This is a genomic window from Streptococcus sp. k-402 (assembly GCF_013277515.1).
Classification (GTDB): Bacteria; Bacillota; Bacilli; order Lactobacillales; family Streptococcaceae; genus Streptococcus.
Genome location: NZ_VMNB01000008.1, coordinates 69,251 through 85,894, shown reverse-complemented (window position 1 = coordinate 85,894; position 16,644 = coordinate 69,251). Strand labels below are relative to the sequence as shown.

At 36.7% G+C, this 16,644-nt stretch carries 19 protein-coding genes; all 19 read left to right on the top strand.

The features are described from left to right. The first annotated feature begins 162 nt into the window (after positions 1 to 162). The 19 genes from HT724_RS06490 to HT724_RS06400 all read left to right on the top strand — a co-directional run bounded on the left by HT724_RS06490 (position 163) and on the right by HT724_RS06400 (position 16,644). Positions 163 to 2,436, top strand: coding sequence for a phage/plasmid primase, P4 family (locus tag HT724_RS06490; protein WP_173276733.1), 2,274 nt, complete (start codon positions 163 to 165; stop codon positions 2,434 to 2,436). 279 nt (positions 2,437 to 2,715) lie between these two features. Further along, entirely contained in the window at positions 2,716 to 2,997 is a 282-nt protein-coding gene (locus tag HT724_RS06485) for a VRR-NUC domain-containing protein (protein ID WP_173276734.1), read from the top strand. Further along, positions 2,978 to 4,345, top strand: coding sequence for a DEAD/DEAH box helicase (locus tag HT724_RS06480; RefSeq protein WP_173276735.1), 1,368 nt, complete (start codon positions 2,978 to 2,980; stop codon positions 4,343 to 4,345). Before HT724_RS06485 ends, HT724_RS06480 begins: the two co-directional genes overlap by 20 nt. 1 nt (position 4,346) lies before the next feature. Continuing rightward, positions 4,347 to 4,829, top strand: coding sequence for a hypothetical protein (locus tag HT724_RS06475; RefSeq protein ID WP_173276736.1), 483 nt, complete (start codon positions 4,347 to 4,349; stop codon positions 4,827 to 4,829). A gap of 185 nt (positions 4,830 to 5,014) precedes the next feature. Next, complete coding sequence (locus HT724_RS06470) at positions 5,015 to 5,242, top strand: hypothetical protein (protein WP_173276737.1); 228 nt, start codon at positions 5,015 to 5,017, stop codon at positions 5,240 to 5,242. A 55-nt stretch (positions 5,243 to 5,297) separates the two neighbouring features. Further along, positions 5,298 to 5,492 carry a hypothetical protein gene (locus tag HT724_RS06465; RefSeq protein WP_049520278.1) on the top strand — a complete coding sequence of 65 codons (195 nt, stop codon included), beginning with the start codon at positions 5,298 to 5,300 and terminating at the stop codon, positions 5,490 to 5,492. Between the two features lie 49 nt (positions 5,493 to 5,541). After that, positions 5,542 to 6,579 carry a methionine adenosyltransferase gene (gene metK / locus HT724_RS06460; protein WP_173276738.1) on the top strand — a complete coding sequence of 346 codons (1,038 nt, stop codon included), beginning with the start codon at positions 5,542 to 5,544 and terminating at the stop codon, positions 6,577 to 6,579. Position 6,580: 1 nt separating this feature from the next. After that, positions 6,581 to 6,946, top strand: a complete 366-nt coding sequence (locus tag HT724_RS06455) for an HNH endonuclease signature motif containing protein (protein WP_173276739.1) — start codon at positions 6,581 to 6,583, stop codon at positions 6,944 to 6,946. Positions 6,947 to 7,212: 266 nt separating this feature from the next. After that, positions 7,213 to 7,644, top strand: a complete 432-nt coding sequence (locus HT724_RS06450; protein WP_173276740.1) for a helix-turn-helix domain-containing protein — start codon at positions 7,213 to 7,215, stop codon at positions 7,642 to 7,644. A gap of 1 nt (position 7,645) precedes the next feature. Continuing rightward, positions 7,646 to 8,902 carry a site-specific DNA-methyltransferase gene (locus tag HT724_RS06445; protein ID WP_173276741.1) on the top strand — a complete coding sequence of 419 codons (1,257 nt, stop codon included), beginning with the start codon at positions 7,646 to 7,648 and terminating at the stop codon, positions 8,900 to 8,902. Beyond that, complete coding sequence (gene dcm / locus HT724_RS06440; RefSeq protein WP_173276742.1) at positions 8,899 to 10,071, top strand: DNA (cytosine-5-)-methyltransferase; 1,173 nt, start codon at positions 8,899 to 8,901, stop codon at positions 10,069 to 10,071. Before HT724_RS06445 ends, dcm begins: the two co-directional genes overlap by 4 nt. A gap of 59 nt (positions 10,072 to 10,130) precedes the next feature. Next, positions 10,131 to 10,340 carry a DUF4314 domain-containing protein gene (locus HT724_RS06435; RefSeq protein ID WP_173276743.1) on the top strand — a complete coding sequence of 70 codons (210 nt, stop codon included), beginning with the start codon at positions 10,131 to 10,133 and terminating at the stop codon, positions 10,338 to 10,340. A gap of 280 nt (positions 10,341 to 10,620) precedes the next feature. Next, a complete protein-coding gene (locus tag HT724_RS06430) occupies positions 10,621 to 11,094 on the top strand; it encodes a phage terminase small subunit P27 family (RefSeq protein ID WP_001007670.1) in 474 nt (157 codons plus the stop codon). Further along, positions 11,091 to 12,683 carry a terminase TerL endonuclease subunit gene (locus tag HT724_RS06425; protein ID WP_173276744.1) on the top strand — a complete coding sequence of 531 codons (1,593 nt, stop codon included), beginning with the start codon at positions 11,091 to 11,093 and terminating at the stop codon, positions 12,681 to 12,683. Before HT724_RS06430 ends, HT724_RS06425 begins: the two co-directional genes overlap by 4 nt. Positions 12,684 to 12,748: 65 nt before the next feature. Beyond that, positions 12,749 to 13,042, top strand: a complete 294-nt coding sequence (locus HT724_RS06420) for an antitoxin (protein WP_045615998.1) — start codon at positions 12,749 to 12,751, stop codon at positions 13,040 to 13,042. Beyond that, positions 13,035 to 13,373, top strand: coding sequence for a type II toxin-antitoxin system RelE/ParE family toxin (locus HT724_RS06415; protein WP_173276745.1), 339 nt, complete (start codon positions 13,035 to 13,037; stop codon positions 13,371 to 13,373). Before HT724_RS06420 ends, HT724_RS06415 begins: the two co-directional genes overlap by 8 nt. 69 nt (positions 13,374 to 13,442) lie before the next feature. Beyond that, complete coding sequence (locus tag HT724_RS06410) at positions 13,443 to 14,729, top strand: phage portal protein (protein ID WP_000505994.1); 1,287 nt, start codon at positions 13,443 to 13,445, stop codon at positions 14,727 to 14,729. Further along, complete coding sequence (locus HT724_RS06405; protein ID WP_173276746.1) at positions 14,722 to 15,420, top strand: head maturation protease, ClpP-related; 699 nt, start codon at positions 14,722 to 14,724, stop codon at positions 15,418 to 15,420. Before HT724_RS06410 ends, HT724_RS06405 begins: the two co-directional genes overlap by 8 nt. 18 nt (positions 15,421 to 15,438) lie before the next feature. Continuing rightward, positions 15,439 to 16,644: a phage major capsid protein gene (locus HT724_RS06400; RefSeq protein ID WP_173276747.1), complete on the top strand. Its 1,206-nt coding sequence runs from the start codon at positions 15,439 to 15,441 to the stop codon at positions 16,642 to 16,644.

Here is a 16,644-nt window from a genome sequence, read left to right as displayed (position 1 = left end):
AAATTTAAAACAAAGAAAACTCTCCCTTTGACATATAAAGGAAGAGTATTTTTTTTTGAAATAAATTTCTTCTGAACCGGAAAATAGCAGGCAAATTTTACCTATAAAGATAGATAGAGAAATAGACTCTCAATTTATTAGCAGATTAAGGAGGAGTTGCGGATGCAATTTTCGTTATGTCATTCTGGAAAGACAGGTATCCAAACAAGTACTGTATATCCCAATAAAGTCAGAATAACAGATGATAAATCATTATTGAATGTAGTTCAATACGATCATGTAGGTGCAGAGTTTATCAATCATACTCGCTCAAACTCAAATTTTATAAAATCAGATGTTATTGTCATGGATATTGATAATGACAAGACTGATAACCCTAACGAGTGGATTACAGAAGAGAACATTAAAGAAATCTTTATTGATTATGACTTTGCTTTGGTTACTAGCCGAAATCATATGTTGTCTAAGGGTGCAATGATAGCACGTCCAAAGTTTCATATTTATTTTCCAATTAAAGAAACAAACGATAGGGAAGCTTATGTTGCTATGAAAGAAGAGCTAACGAATAGGTATCAATTTTTTGATGATAATGCAAAAGATGCGGCAAGGTTCTTCTTTGGTAATCCGAAAGCTAAAGTTATATGGAATGATTCATGGATGACTATCGATGAAGATTTACTACAAGAAGTAGAAGAAGATTTTGATTCTGACTTTTATAGAACACCTAAAAGACCTATCGCTGAGGGAAGTCGAAATTCAACCATGTCAGTTTTTGCGGCTAAAATTCTTAAAAGATTAGGAGTTACACAAGAAGCAAGGAGTGGTTTTGATGAGCAGGCATCTAGATGTGAACCACCATTAGAAAAATCTGAACTAGACACAATCTGGGGAAGTGCGGTTCGATTTTACAATAGGACTATTAAAGCTTCAGATGATTATATTGCACCAGATAGTTTCAATAGGCCTTCTTTAAAACCGGATGATTTTTCTGATATCGGAGAAGCTGGAGTATTAGCTAGAGAGTATGGCGATGTTTTAGCTTATACAAATGCGACAGACTATTTAACTTTTAATGGTCAGTATTGGAAAGAAGATAAACAATTGGCCATAGGAAAGGTTCTTGAGTTTATGGACTTTCAACTAGCAGATGCTCTTGAACAATACGAAAAGTCCGTTATAGAGTTAGTTAACTCCGGAATTGATGAATCAGTAGTTCGTGAAGGTGGTAAAGCTCTTACTAAAGTGATTGAAACACCGATTCAACAAAAACTTCATTCTATTTATCTTTCCTCAAAAGCTTATTATCAGTTTGTTATGAAGCGAAGAGATTATCGATATATTACTGCAACTCATAATACTGCAAAACCAATGCTAGCCATTGATTTATCAGAACTTGATAAGGACGATATGTTGCTCAATACTCCCAACGCTACCTACAACTTAAGAAATGGACTTAGAGATTATCATGAACATGACCCAAAAGACTACATCACTAAGATAACCACTGTATCTCCAGGTGATGAAGGTATGGGATTATGGAAGGAAACTTTAGCTACTTTTTTCTGTAATGACCAGGAGTTGATTGATTATGTACAGGAAATCATCGGTATGACAGCAATCGGAAAAGTCTATCAAGAACATATGATTATTGCTTATGGCGGAGGAGCAAATGGGAAATCAACCTTTTGGAATACAATCGCTAGAGTACTTGGAAGCTATTCTGGCAAATTATCTGCAGATGCTTTAACAATGAATAATAAACGAAATGTGAGTCCAGAACTGGCTGAGTTAAAAGGAAAACGTCTTGTTATTGCTTCTGAAATGGCAGAAGGAATGAGATTGAATACTGCAGTTGTGAAGCAAATTACCTCAACTGATGAAATTCAAGCAGAAAAGAAGTATAAGGATCCATTCCATTTTGTTCCATCTCATACGCTGGTACTTTATACGAATCATTTACCAAAAGTTGGAGCGAACGATGATGGAACTTGGCGACGTTTGGTTGTTATTCCATTTAATGCCAAAATTACTGGTCGTTCAGATATCAAGAATTTTGCGGATTATCTGTATGATAAAGCTGGACCAGCAATTTTATCGTGGATTATTGAAGGAGCGGAAAAAGCCATCAAAGCAAATTTTAAAACATCAGTTCCAAAAGCAGTAACAAACTCTGTTAAATCTTATCGTGAAGCTAATGACTGGTTAGGACATTTCATCAATGAAAGTTGTGAAGTGGGAGAAACATTAAGTGAGAAATCAGGAGAACTGTACAGCAAGTATCGTGCATATTGCCTTCAAAATTTAGAATACACACGAAGTACAACTGATTTCTATGCTGCACTTAATCAAGCTGGTTATGAACGAAAACGAACTAATAAAGGGAATTTTATTATGGGGTTATCATTAAAAGCTGATAACGACGATTTTCTAAACTAATGACTTACACAAGTGAGGGTGTACCTCCACTTGATTTTAAATCAAGTATTTTTGGAGTGTAAGTCGTTGAAGTATTCAGTGAAAAATAATTTGTGAAGTTTGGTCAAAAATTTTATGGATTAAGTTCCACGACTTCCATTTCATTGTTTAGTGTAAGTCAATGATGGTCTTTTCTAAAACTATCTCTATAGGAAATTTAACTAATAAAAAGTATATAAGGAAAGTTTAGTAAATGACCTCATTAGACCTCCACCATTTAAATCTGATGAGAGGACAAGTATGAGAGAAAAAGTGATTGAACAAAAATTAGCAAGCGAGGTTAAAAAGCGTGGTGGTATCTGTCCAAAGTGGGTATCACCTTCCTTTTCAGGAGTACCTGACCGATTGGTATTCTTACCCAATGGCAAGTTTGGTTTGGTGGAAGTAAAAGCACCTAATCAACATCCTAGAGCTTTGCAGGTTTCACGGCATAAGCTATTTGAACGTTTAGGATTTCGAGTCTATGTTTTAGATAATAAGAATGATATTGAGGGGATATTGGATGAAATTGAAACTGCATGACTATCAAGAAGTCACCAAGGACTTCATCATAAAAACTCCTTATGCAGCAGTCATTTTAGACATGGGGATGGGAAAAACAGCTACAACCTTATCAGCTATTAATGAACTGATGTTTGATCGCTATGAAATTCATAAAGTACTGGTAATTGCTCCACTTAGAGTCGCAAATACAGTATGGAGTGACGAAATAGAGCAATGGACAGAACTGTCTCATTTGAGATATTCAAAAATTGTAGGCAGTCCCAAACAACGACAAGAAGCACTCCATAAAGATGCGGATATCTACATCGTCAATCGTGAAAATCTCCCTTGGTTAGTTGAACAGTGTCATCCTCATTTCAAGTGGGATATGATTGTCATTGATGAATTAAGTTCATTTAAATCATGGCAATCAAAACGTTTTAAAGCTTTTATGGCCATGCGCCCTTACATGAAACGAGTGGTAGGTTTAACAGGCACACCAAGTTCTAATGGATTGATGGATTTGTTTGCGGAGTTTAAAGTCATTGATGGCGGTGTCCGTTTGGGACGTTTTATTGGAGAATATCGAAGTCGTTATTTTAGAGAGGGACGCAGAAATGGAAATGTCGTTTATGAATATATTCCAATGGACTATGCAGAGTGTCAAATCTTTGACAAGATTGACGACATCACAATTTCTATGAAAGCAATGGATTATCTACAAATGCCAACATTAATCTCAACGAAAAAATCAGTTCATCTCACAAATGCAGAAGCAAAAAGATATAAAGAGTTTAAAAAGGATTCTGTTATTTCTGATTCTAACGAAATTGAAATAACAGCAGCAAATGCTGCTAGTTTATCCAATAAACTGGTTCAAATGGCTAATGGTGCAGTTTATTCTGATGATCATAAAATTATCAAGTTACATGATCAAAAACTTGATGCACTTGAAGATATTATTGAAGCCGCAAATGGAGAACCAGTTCTGGTCGCTTATTGGTTTAAGCATGATTTACTTCGTATTCAAGAACGATTGAACAAGCTTAGGGTTAAAAGTACAGTTCTTAAAAGTGAAACTGATATTCATGAATGGAATAAAGGGAACATCACTGTTGGTTTGCTACACCCAGCTAGTGCAGGACATGGTCTAAATTTACAAAAGGGAGGTCATCACTTAGTGTGGTTTGGATTAACTTGGTCACTTGAACTGTACCAACAAACCAATGCTCGACTTTGGCGACAAGGACAACAAGCAAATACAGTTATTATTCAGCATATTGTAACGGAAGGTACAATTGATGCTGATATTCTAAAAGCTTTAACTGCCAAAGACGCACAACAATCACGTTTGATTGAAGCAGTAAAAGCGCAAGTAGGAGGTTGATATGGATAAAGTAGACTACTATTTTCAACACTATCAAGATGCAAAAAGAGATTTAACAATTGCAAAGAACTTGATTGAAAACTATAAACCCATTTCAGAAGATGCTTTTCTCTATTCTCTTGCTACTAGACAGACAAATGAAGAACGTGTTAAAACGAGTAAAACTAATGTTAGAACAGAAAATATGGCTCTATCTTTTCATGATAAGTTCTTAGCAGAGGAAAAAGAATATCAGGAGTCACTGTTTGAAAAGTACTGTCATTTAAAAACTGATCTCGATTTTTTTGAACTTGCTGTTTCTTCTGTTGATGAAATTATGAGGGATGTAGTAGTTGATTTAGTCTTAGCTGGATTGACATGGGATGAGTTACTACCTAAACATAATGTTTCTAGAATGACAGTTAGTCGATATAGACAAAAAGCCTTAAGACAAGTAAAAGAATATTACCGTTTTGCTGGTAAAACCTTGAGTATAAATGGATAATGATACTAGGGTGTTACTAAGGTGGTACTACCCTGTTACTAAGTTGTTACTAAGATGGTACTGCTTTTTAAAAATGACTGTGTTATACTTAAGATGTCAAAAAAGATAGAAAATCTGCTAATTTTACTGGATAAAATCCTGGTTCTACGGTAATATACACCTAGAAAAATAAGAGGAGAATAACCATGTGGACCAGAGGGCAGATTCATTATCACGGACAAATAGTTGATTACATAGCAAAAGTCAGTGTCCAACCATCAGATGTAGGTATTGATTTAGGATGTGTATTCAAATTAGAGGTTGAGGTTGCTGAAAATACTATCATTTCTTATGACAGAGGATGGGATATCTACCCAGAATCTGATGAACAAGAAGCTATTCTTGAAGTGATTTTGAAAACTTTAAAAGTTTAAAATATCTTTAAAATAATGCACAAATGACTGGATATATCCCGCTCTTAGAGGTAATATGGTTACAACAAAAAAGAAAGAGGATAAAACCATGAAGAAAGAGGATATTTTAACAAAAATCGCAAAAAATAGAATTGGCGCTGAAACGCTAGAAACGAGAAATAGCGACAGCCTTGACTTTTATGACATCAGCGTTTGGGCATTGAAAGAAATGCTTGAACAAGCCTATGAAGCAGGTAGAAAAGCAAAATAAATAAACAGAGCCTTACCCAAATGGGAAGGCTTTTTTCGTGGAGGAAAGAATGATTATTACGAGTGAACAAGTATCTAATGGCCATCCAGATAAAATTTGTGACCAGATTTCAGATGCTGTTCTAACAGTATGTTTAGAACAAGATAAGAATAGTAGGGTTGCAGTAGAAACTCTTATCAAAGATAATCATATAGTGGTTGCAGGTGAAATGAAAACAACAGCCTTATTTGATTTAAAAACTGTTGTTCGAAATGTCGTTAAACCACTAGGAATGGAAAACATCATTGTGACAAATCTTATCGGATTACAAAGTGATGATATTTCTCAAGGTGTTGATACAGGTGGTGCTGGAGATCAAGGGGTGATGTATGGCTATGCAACTGATGAAACTGACGAATACTTGCCACTTCCCTACGTTTTAGCAACTCGTGTTCTTGAGAATCTTATGGAACTTCAGCATCCGCTCTTAGGGAAAGATGCTAAGGCACAAGTTTCTTATGATTATGACAATAAAAGAATTACAACATTCTTAGTGTCAATTCAGCATAGCGATGAAATGACAATTGAGAATTTAAGAGCTATTGTTAAAGAATCTATGATGAAAGTTGCAAAACAGTATAGACAAAACCTTGATTTTAACATTTTAGTGAATCCAACTGGTCGTTTCGTTCTTGGTGGTTCTTATGCCGATGCTGGAGTTACTGGAAGAAAAATTATCGCTGATACCTACGGTGGATTTGCTCATCATGGTGGTGGTGCATTTTCAGGAAAGGATCCAAGTAAAGTAGATCGCTCAGGAGCTTATATGGCACGTAAGATTGCAAAAGACATCGTTCGTGAAGGATATGCTAAACAATGCGAAGTTCAATTAGCTTACGCTATAGGGGTCGCAGAACCGGTTTCTATTCATGTAGAAACATTTGGAACAAGTAACTATAAGAGCAAACAATTGGTAGGAATGATTAGAGAACGGTACGATTTAACACCGAAAGGAATTATCAATGAGTTGAATCTTCTAAATGTAGACTACACTCAAACTACATGTTTTGGCCATTTTACGAAACCAACTCTTTCTTGGGAGCGGTAAGATGCCACGTAGACCAAGTACTCCCTGCAAGCAGAATGGTTGTCCAAACCTTGTGACCTATGGAAACAAGTACTGCGATGATCACAAGACTAACCACTCACTTGATACCAAGACAACCAAAGCTAAAGGTTATAATTCACGGTGGAACAAAGCACGGATTCGTTATTTAAAGCTCAATCCCCTCTGTGTTTACTGCCAAAGAAATGGTCGACTGACCAAGGCGACAGTGGTTGACCATATCAGTCCCCACCGAGGTGACCAAGAACTCTTTTGGAATCAATCCAACTGGCAAGCTCTTTGTAGATCTTGTCATGATAGGAAGACCAAGACGACTGACAGATATGTGGAATATACCTATCGATTTTAATATTGAATTTTCGTTCTAAAAGTATCTCTTTTTTATAATTTGGTGGGGTAGGGGGGGATAAAATCTCTAAATCCTTGTCCCTAAAAGACCGACGCCCCCCTAAACGTAAAATTTCGCAAAATTGATAGGGTGGGATATAAAAATCAATTCAAAATAGTAAAGAATCCAGTAAGAATATAGAATTAAGTGAGTGTTATTTTCGTAAATTTGTTTAAATTTAGGTACGAAAATAACCTTATTTTTTTGTATAAAAGTGAGGAACAGGTATGAATAACTTTCAACGAGAACAAATTTGGTTACTTAGAAAAAATGGCTTAGGATACGGTGAAGTTGCTAAAGCAATTGGTCTATCTAAGGACTCTGTTAAGAAGTATTGTAAAAGACATCCTGAGTTAAAGGGACAAGGGACATTACCGTATTTGATGGTTGAGAAACGAGTTCAAGATGGTACAAACTGTCCTCAATGCTTTCAACCTATGGTTCCTAATAAAACTGGACGACCGAAGAAATTTTGCTCAGACAGGTGCAGAATAAATTGGTGGAAAAATCATCAAGAGGAGCATGATAAGGAACAAACTGCATATGAAGAAATGACTTGCCATTGTTGTGGTAGGTCATTTTTATCCTATGCCAATCCTAATAGAAAGTATTGTAGCCATGCCTGCTACATACAGATAAGATTTTACAAAGGAGTCTAAAATGACGAACCAACCAACAATGGAAATAAAAGAACTCTCTCTGAAAGAATTAAAGCCTGCAGCTTATAATCCTCGAAAGAAACTCAAAAAAGGGGATAAAGAATATGAGAAGATAAAACAGTCGCTTCTTAAGTTTGGATATGTGGATCCAATCATCGTAAACAAGGACATGACAGTCATCGGAGGGCATCAGCGCTTGACAGTTCTTAAAGATTTAGACTATGAAACTGCCAAGTGCGTCATCGTTGATTTACCCAAAGAAGATGAGAAAGCATTGAACATTGCACTCAATAAGATTACCGGTCAATGGGATGAAGCTCTCTTAGCGGACTTACTTTTGGATTTACAGGAGTCTGATTTTAATCTAGACCTGACTGGTTTTGAACCGCCAGAGATTGATGATATCCTCTCTAATGTCCATGACAAGGAGTTGTCTGAAGATGAGTTTGATGTGGAAGAAGAATTGAAGAAACCAACGGTATCAAGACAAGGGGACATTTGGCAATTGGGAAAACATAGAGTCATTTGTGGTGATTCTACAAAAGCTGAAACCTATAAGCAGTTGCTAGATGATAGGAAAGCTAATTTAGTTGTAACAGATCCGCCTTATAATGTGGACGTTGAAGAGACGGCTGGGAAAATCCTAAATGATAATATGTCTGACGGAGACTTCTATCAGTTTCTCCTTTCTATGTTTACTCAAGTAGAAAATCACATGGAAGATGATGCGTCTATCTATGTTTTTCATGCAGATACGGAAGGACTCAACTTCCGTAAAGCTTTTAAAGATGCTGGTTTCTATTTGAGTGGGTGTTGCATCTGGAAAAAGAACTCACTTGTATTAGGTCGTAGCCCATATCAATGGCAACATGAACCTTGTTTATATGGTTGGAAGAATAAAGGAAAGCATCAATGGTTTAGTGATCGGAAGCAAACTACCATTTGGGAATATGACCGTCCTAAGTCTAGTAAAGACCACCCAACCATGAAACCGATTCAGCTTATGGCTTACCCTATTCAAAACTCTTCTATGCGTGGAACAATAGTTTTAGATCCATTTTTAGGTTCTGGTTCTACTTTAATAGCTGCAGACCAAACTGGACGTGTTTGTTATGGAATTGAGCTTGATGAAAAGTTTGTGGATGTCATTGTTAAACGCTATATAGAAGTTACAGGCGATACTGAAGTAACCGTTCAACGTAATCATGAGGTTCTAACTTATAACCAAGTGTTAAAGGAGTTGGAGGAACAAGTATGACACTAACATTTCTAGATTTCTTTTCCGGAGTTGGTGGCTTTCGACATGGGCTAGAATTAGCAGGAATGAAGTGTGTAGGATTTTGTGAAAAAGATAAGTTTGCACGCAAGTCTTATGAAGCAATGTATGATACGAAAGGAGAATGGTTTCATGACGATATTACAACAATCGAACCAACACGATTACCAAAAGCAGATCTCTGGTGTGCGGGAAGCCCTTGTCAAAATGTGTCTATCGCAGGGAAACGAGCCGGCCTATACGGTGAGCGAAGTGGACTTTTTTTTACATTTGTTGAACTCATCAAAAGCCAAAAAGAAGAAGATAAACCCGAATGGGTTCTCCTTGAAAATGTTAAAGGACTTTTATCAAGTGGTGGGGGACGAGATTATCTCGATTATCTCTCTATCTTGGATGAATCAGGGTACGACCTTGAATGGCAAGTGTTCAACTCAAAAGATTACGGAGTACCACAAAATAGAGAACGCATCTATACTATCGGACATCTTAGAAGAAAAGGTCGACGACAAGTACTACCTATCAGCAGAGAAAGCAGTAGCCATCTTAAGCAACTTGTAGGCGGTATGCAGAGCTACCGTGTCTATGACCCTAGTGGTATTGCAACAACACTTGTTGGAGAGGGTGGGGGACTAGGAGCTAAGACAGGTCTTTATCTGATTGACCAATCACTAACTGAACCAAAGTTAACTGAAGAAGCAAGATGTTTAACTGCTCGTTATACTGCTGGTGCAACAAAGCGTACAGCAATGAACTCTGGAGTGCTTGAGGTCCAACCAATTTTGACACAAGGTATCAAGGTTAGGAACGGAACAAAGCAAGGTTATCAATTGGCGGTGGTTGGTGACTCGGTTGATCTTTCTTATCCAAGTTCATTAACGAGAAGGGCAAGAGTAGGGAGAGGAATAGCTCACAACCTTTCATGTAGCTGCCAGATGGGCGCAGTAGTTTGGAATGGTCGTGTTATCAAAATTAGAAGACTTACTCCAAAAGAGTGTTTTAGACTTCAAGGTTTCAGTGATGACTTATTTGAAAAGGCAAAAGCTGTAAATTCAGATGCACAACTTTATAAACAAGCAGGAAACGGAGTCACAGTACCAGTTGTGTATGCTATTGGTTGTGCTATATTATCTTCAAAATATCATCAAAAATAACTGGATAAAGATGAACTTTAGAGTTAATATGTACTAAAAGAAAGAGAAGAGGTTGTATTATGGATGGCTTAAAAGTCAAGACTTTGAAAAAATTGTATCCAAATGGAACTCGAGTCAAATTACTCGAAATGGAGGATCCATTTGCACCACCTATAGGTACTCTCGGTACGGTAATTGGTGTTGATGATATTGGTTCAATTTTAGTAAGTTGGGATAATGGACAAAGTTTAAATGTACTTTACGGAATTGATAAAATAATGAAATTGTGATAGTTATGTGGGAAATGATAACTAGAGAATTCAATGGTCGGCACTATCATATTGAGTTTCTTAGGGAATATAGTACCTATGACCGACATATTGATGGCGCTTGGATAGCAATCCTAAAAATTAAACGAAATAAAGAAATAGTTTTTCATTATGAATATGGTAAAATCATTGATCAATTGGATGATTTTGACAAGATTATCTATCAGGAAATAGTGGATACATACAATAAATTATAATTTGGAACTCAATCTGAGTTCTTTTTATTTTAGGAGGTGAATTAGTGGCAATTAGAGGACGTAAACCGAAACCTACAAATTTAAAAGTTCTAGAAGGTAATCCTGGTAAACGGCCTCTCCCAACGAATGAAGTAAAACCTCAAAAGAAGGCTCCACGTTGCCCCCAGTGGCTTGAAGAAGATGCTAAGAGGGAATGGAAACGGATGGGAAAAATATTGGAACAAATGGGATTACTGACGGAAATGGATATGACTGCATTTGCAGGTTATTGTCAAGCTTACGCACGATGGAAAGAAGCAGAGGAATTTTTATCAAAACATGGTTCTATCTTAAAGACACCAAATGGGTATTTACAGCAAGTTCCACAAGTTTCAATTAGTCAAACTAATTTAAAAATCATGCTGAAGTTTTGTGAACAATTTGGTCTAACCCCATCCGCTAGGAATCGTTTAGCTACTATGGATTCAGAGGTTGGTAACGGTGACGAAATGGAAGATTTGTTGGGAGGTTTACTATGACTTTTCATTATGAACCAACTCCTTTTATGCTAGCTACATCACATTATGATAAAAGTAAAGCTGATAGAGCAGTGACTTTTATTCAAAACCTTTGTCATACTAAAGGAAAATGGGCAGGTCAGAAGTTTATGCTTTTACCTTGGCAGGAACAGATAGTACGAGATCTATTTGGGATTGTTAAAGAAGATGGGAATAGACAATTTCTAACTGCTTATATTGAAATTCCAAAAAAGAATGGAAAGAGTGAACTAGCAGCAGCAATCGCTCTTTATCTCCTTTATGCAGATAATGAAGCTAGTGCAGAAGTTTATGGTGCTGCATGTGACCGAAATCAAGCTTCTATTGTATTCGATGTAGCAAAACAAATGGTACTAATGAGTCGACCTTTAGAGAAACGTTCAAAAATAATGGGTGCTACGAAACGAATTGTTAACTACTCTAATGCAGGTTTCTATCAAGTTTTGTCCGCTGAGACTGGTACAAAACATGGCCTCAACGTTTCAGGACTCGTGTTTGACGAAATTCATGCGCAACCCAATCGCCACCTCTATGATGTCTTAACCAAAGGTTCAGGGGATGCACGAGAACAACCGCTATTCTTTATCATTACTACTGCAGGAACAGATAAGAATTCAATTTGTTACGAGTTACATACAAAAGCACTTGATATTTTAAACGGCAGAAAGAAAGATACATCTTTTTATCCTGTCGTTTATGGTTTATCTGATGAAGAGGACTGGAATGACGAAAGTAACTGGTTAAAAGCAAATCCGTCATTAGGTCATACCATTGGCTTAGACCGTGTCAGAGAAGCTTATAAACAAGCACTTGATAATCCTGCTGAAGAAAATGTATTCAAACAACTACGGCTAAATATGTGGACAAATTCTACGGTTGCTTGGATTCCTGAACATGTATACAACAAAGGGGATGCACCAATCAATTTTGAAAGTTTGAAAGGTCGTGAATGTTATGCAGGACTAGACTTGTCTAGTACCTCTGATATCACAGCCTTTGTTTTAGTTTTTCCACCTAGGAGTGAACTAGAAAATTACATCATCCTACCCTATTTCTGGCTACCAAAAGATACTCTTGAACTTCGTTGCCGTAGAGATCATGTTTTGTACGATGTATGGGAAAGGCAAGGTTATCTAAAGACGACAGAAGGTAATGTTGTTCATTATGGCTTTATTGAGAAGTTCATTGAGGAATTATCAAAGCTATACAATATAAAAGAAATCGCCTATGATAGATGGAATGCAACACAAATGGTGCAGAATCTAGAAGATATGGGAATGACGATGATTCCTTTTGGTCAGGGATACAAGGATATGAGTCCACCGTCAAAGGAATTATTCAAACTCATGATGGAAGGTCGTATCCAACACGGAGGACAACCAGTTCTAAAATGGATGTCGCAAAACGTAGTCATGCGTCAAGACCCTGCAGGCAATATTAAACCAGATAAGGAGAAATCAACTGAAAAAATCGATGGAATTGTTGCTCTTATAATGGGGATTGATAGATGTATTCGACACCAAAATAATGATAGTAGTATTTATGACGAGCGAGGGATATTGAGCTTTTAGTTGAATTTTAAATCTAAAGATGATACAATGTATTTACAAATCATCTTTACAAAGAGGTATTAATCATGGCAAGTACTCAACCTGTTAATTTTAGAGCAGATTCGACTTTTTACCAACAAACAAAAGAAATCTTAGCTGATGAAAAGTTAACCCTGTCAGATATTTTTAATGCTGCACTTCGTAAAATTGCGACAGGTGCGGTTGACCCCAAAGAGTTCGTATTTAGTGATTCACAAGAGACTCAATATCAGGTTGCTTTTGAAGATTTGAAAAAGGAAATCTTGTTGGGACATCAAGAAATTGAGCAAGGTAAACTAACGTCTTTAGCAGATGTAAGAAAGGAATTTGGACTTGAGTAATCATAAACGTTACCATGTTTCTCTTACGGATCAAGCTAAGAAAGACTTGAGAGAAATACATGATTATATTGTACTGAATTTTTACAGCCAACAATCTGCCGATGGTAAACTAGACCTTATTCTAACGGCACTAGAAACTTTGGAAACCTTTCCAGAAGCATGCCCTTTGGTGTCGAGTCGAGGTTACGGTGAATTAACAGATGACGGAAAACGTTATCGATATATGCCAATTGAAAATTACTTAGCTTTTTATTATATCGACAAATATGAGGTTTATGTCTCCAGAATTTTAAATTCCAAGCAGAATTGGGCTAAGTTATTCAATAAATAAATTCAATTATAATTCATAGAGCATCTCATAAATGAGGTGCTTTTATTGTACTCAAAAATGGAGGATTAGATGGGATTCTTAGATTTCATTGGAAGAAAAAGATCACGAGATAAACCGCATAATAGCTATGAGGGACAGGACTTTTCCTATCTCTTTGGACGAACTTCTAGTGGTGAAAATGTAGATGAATTTAAAGCGATGCAGACTACAGCTGTTTATGCTTGTGTGCGAATATTAGCCGAAGCTGTCGCCTCTCTACCCATTCACATTTACGAAAGAACATCTAATGGGAGAGAGAAAAAATTTGAACACCCACTATATTTCTTACTTCATGATGAACCAAATCCAGAGATGTCATCTTTTGTCTTTCGTGAAACTTTGATGACTCATCTTTTGATATGGGGAAATGCCTATATTCAAATCATAAGGGATAAGAGCGGTCAGGTTATCAGTTTGTATCCCTTGCTACCGGATAAAATGTCAGTACACCGTGATGAAAATGGGAAACTTTACTACAAATATCAACGTCAGACCGAAGAAAATCCAAATTTCAAGGATAAAGGCAGTGTTATTTTAAAACAAGAAGATGTCCTTCACATTCCAGGACTTGGTTTTGATGGACTAATTGGATATTCTCCCATCGCATTAGCAAAGAATGCAATTGGGATGACTTTGGCTACAGAGAATTACGGAGCATCATTTTTTAAAAATGGTGCAAATCCAGGTGGTGTATTGGAACATCCAGGGATTTTGAAGGATCCAAAAAGAGTACGTGATTCTTGGAACGCTGTTTATAACGGAGTCACAAATGCACATAAAGTCGCAGTCCTAGAAGAAGGGATGAAGTACACTCAAATAGGTATTCCTCCAGAAGAAGCGCAATTCTTACAGACTCGAAAGTTTCAAATCAATGAGATTGCACGTCTGTATAGGATACCACCACATATGATTGGTGATTTAGAAAAATCTTCATTTTCAAATATCGAGCAACAATCACTAGAGTTTGTTAAATACACATTAGACCCTTGGGTAGTTCGTTTAGAACAGGCCTTCAAGAGGTCTCTTTTTTTACCTGAAGAAAAGAAGAAATACTTTGTTAAGTTCAATGTAGATGGTTTATTACGTGGAGATTATCAAAGTCGTATGAGTGGGTATGCTATTGCAAGACAGAATGGCTGGCTATCTACAAATGATATTCGAGAACTTGAAGATTTAAATCTTTTAACAGATGAAGAAGGAGGAAACCTTTATTTGATTAACGGAAATATGACTAAATTAAAAGATGCTGGTGGTTTTATGACAAAACAGGTAATTGAACAACCTCAAGAAAAACCAAAGGAGGAAGAAGATGCGTAAATTTTGGAGTTTTTCAGACGAAGGGAATTTTCGCACTCTTCGTATTGAAGGACAGATTGCTGATGAAACTTGGTTTGGAGATGAAGTTACTCCACAACTCTTTAAAAATGATTTAAATGCAGGAAAAGGTGATATCACCCTCTGGATTAATAGTCCAGGGGGTGATGTTTTTGCTGCAGCCCAAATCTATAACATGCTGATGGATTACAAGGGAAATGTGCATGTCATTATTGATGGCCTTGCTGCTAGTGCTGCCAGTGTCATTGCCATGGCTGGAACAACAGTATCCATGAGTCCTGTTGCAATGATGATGATTCACAATCCATGGACAATTGCACAAGGTAAAGCAAAGGATATGGAAAAGATTATTGAAATGTTGGGGGAAATCAAAGAGTCCATTGTGAATGCCTATGAGTTAAGAACAGGATTATCTAGGGCAAAAATCTCACATTTAATGGATTCTGAATCATGGTTTAATGCGAGAAAAGCAGTTGAACTTGGCTTTGCGGACAAGATTTTATTCGGTAAAGATGAACCTAAAGAAGAGCTAGAACTTAGCAGTTATTCATTTAGCAGAGCCACTGCGGATCATAACCTTGTTGTTAAACTTCAAGCCAAAATAGATAGCTACAAACCTTTATCAACAACTCCTCTTAATCAGTTAAGAAAACGATTAGATTTATTGAAATAATGAAAGGAAAACTAACCTATGTCTAAATTACTTGAATTAAAAGAAAAACGAAATCAAGCTTGGGAACAAGCAAAAACTTTCCTTGACTCAGTGCGAACTGAAGATGGTTTAGTCTCAGAAGAAGATTCTCAACGCTATGATGAAATGGAAAGTAAAATCAATCGCTATAATCAAGAAATCGCTCGCTTAGAACGACAAGAAAAGATTGATCTAGAACTTGCTCAACCAACTTCTCAGGCTTTGACAAGACAGCCTACCACTGTCTTAAAAGATAGTGAGGTAGAAGATGAGAAGAAGGGAACTAAGTCTGATATCTATTCCAAAACCTTTTGGACGAATGTCCGTAAGCGTAACTTCTTTGATGTTAAGGATGTTCTTCGTGTTGGAGAAGATACAGAGGGCGGCCATTTAGTACCTGATGAGTATGAGAAAAAACTAGTACAAGGTCTTCAAGAAGAGAATTTCTTCCGAAGTCTAGCAACCGTCATTAAAACATCAAGTGGAGAGCGGAAGATTCCAGTTGTTACAGGGCATGGAACTGCGTCATGGATGGATGAAAATGGACTTTATCCTGAAACTGATGAGACATTTGGTCAAGTAACACTTGATTCACATAAGATTGGAACAGCTATTCGAATCTCAGAAGAATTATTAAATGACTCAGTATTTGATTTAGAATCCTATATGACTAGTGAGTTTGCTCGACGTATTGGTACAGAAGAAGAGAAATCATTCCTTATTGGAGATGGCTCAAAGAAACCAACAGGAATCTTTACGCAAGCAAATGTTACTGGTCCTACAACAACGACTAAAGACATTACGTTTGATGACATGATTGAATTGTATCACTCACTCCCTGCTCCGTATCGTAAAAATGCAGTATGGATTCTTCATGATACAACTGTCAAAGCAATCCGTAAACTGAAAGACAATAACGGAAATTACATTTGGCAACCATCTACACAAGCTGGACAACCAGATTTAATTCTTAACCGTCCATACTATACATCTACCTTTGCACCTCTACCTGAACAGGGGAATAAAGCCATCGCATTTGGTGATTTCTCTTATTACTGGATTGCAGACCGCCAAGGACGTACATTTAAACGTCTTAATGAACTTTATGCTAATAATGGTCAAATTGGTTTTCTTGCATCTCAACGTGTTGATGGGAAATTAGTATTACCAGAAGCAGTGAAAATTTTAACTGTGAAAGCAAAATAA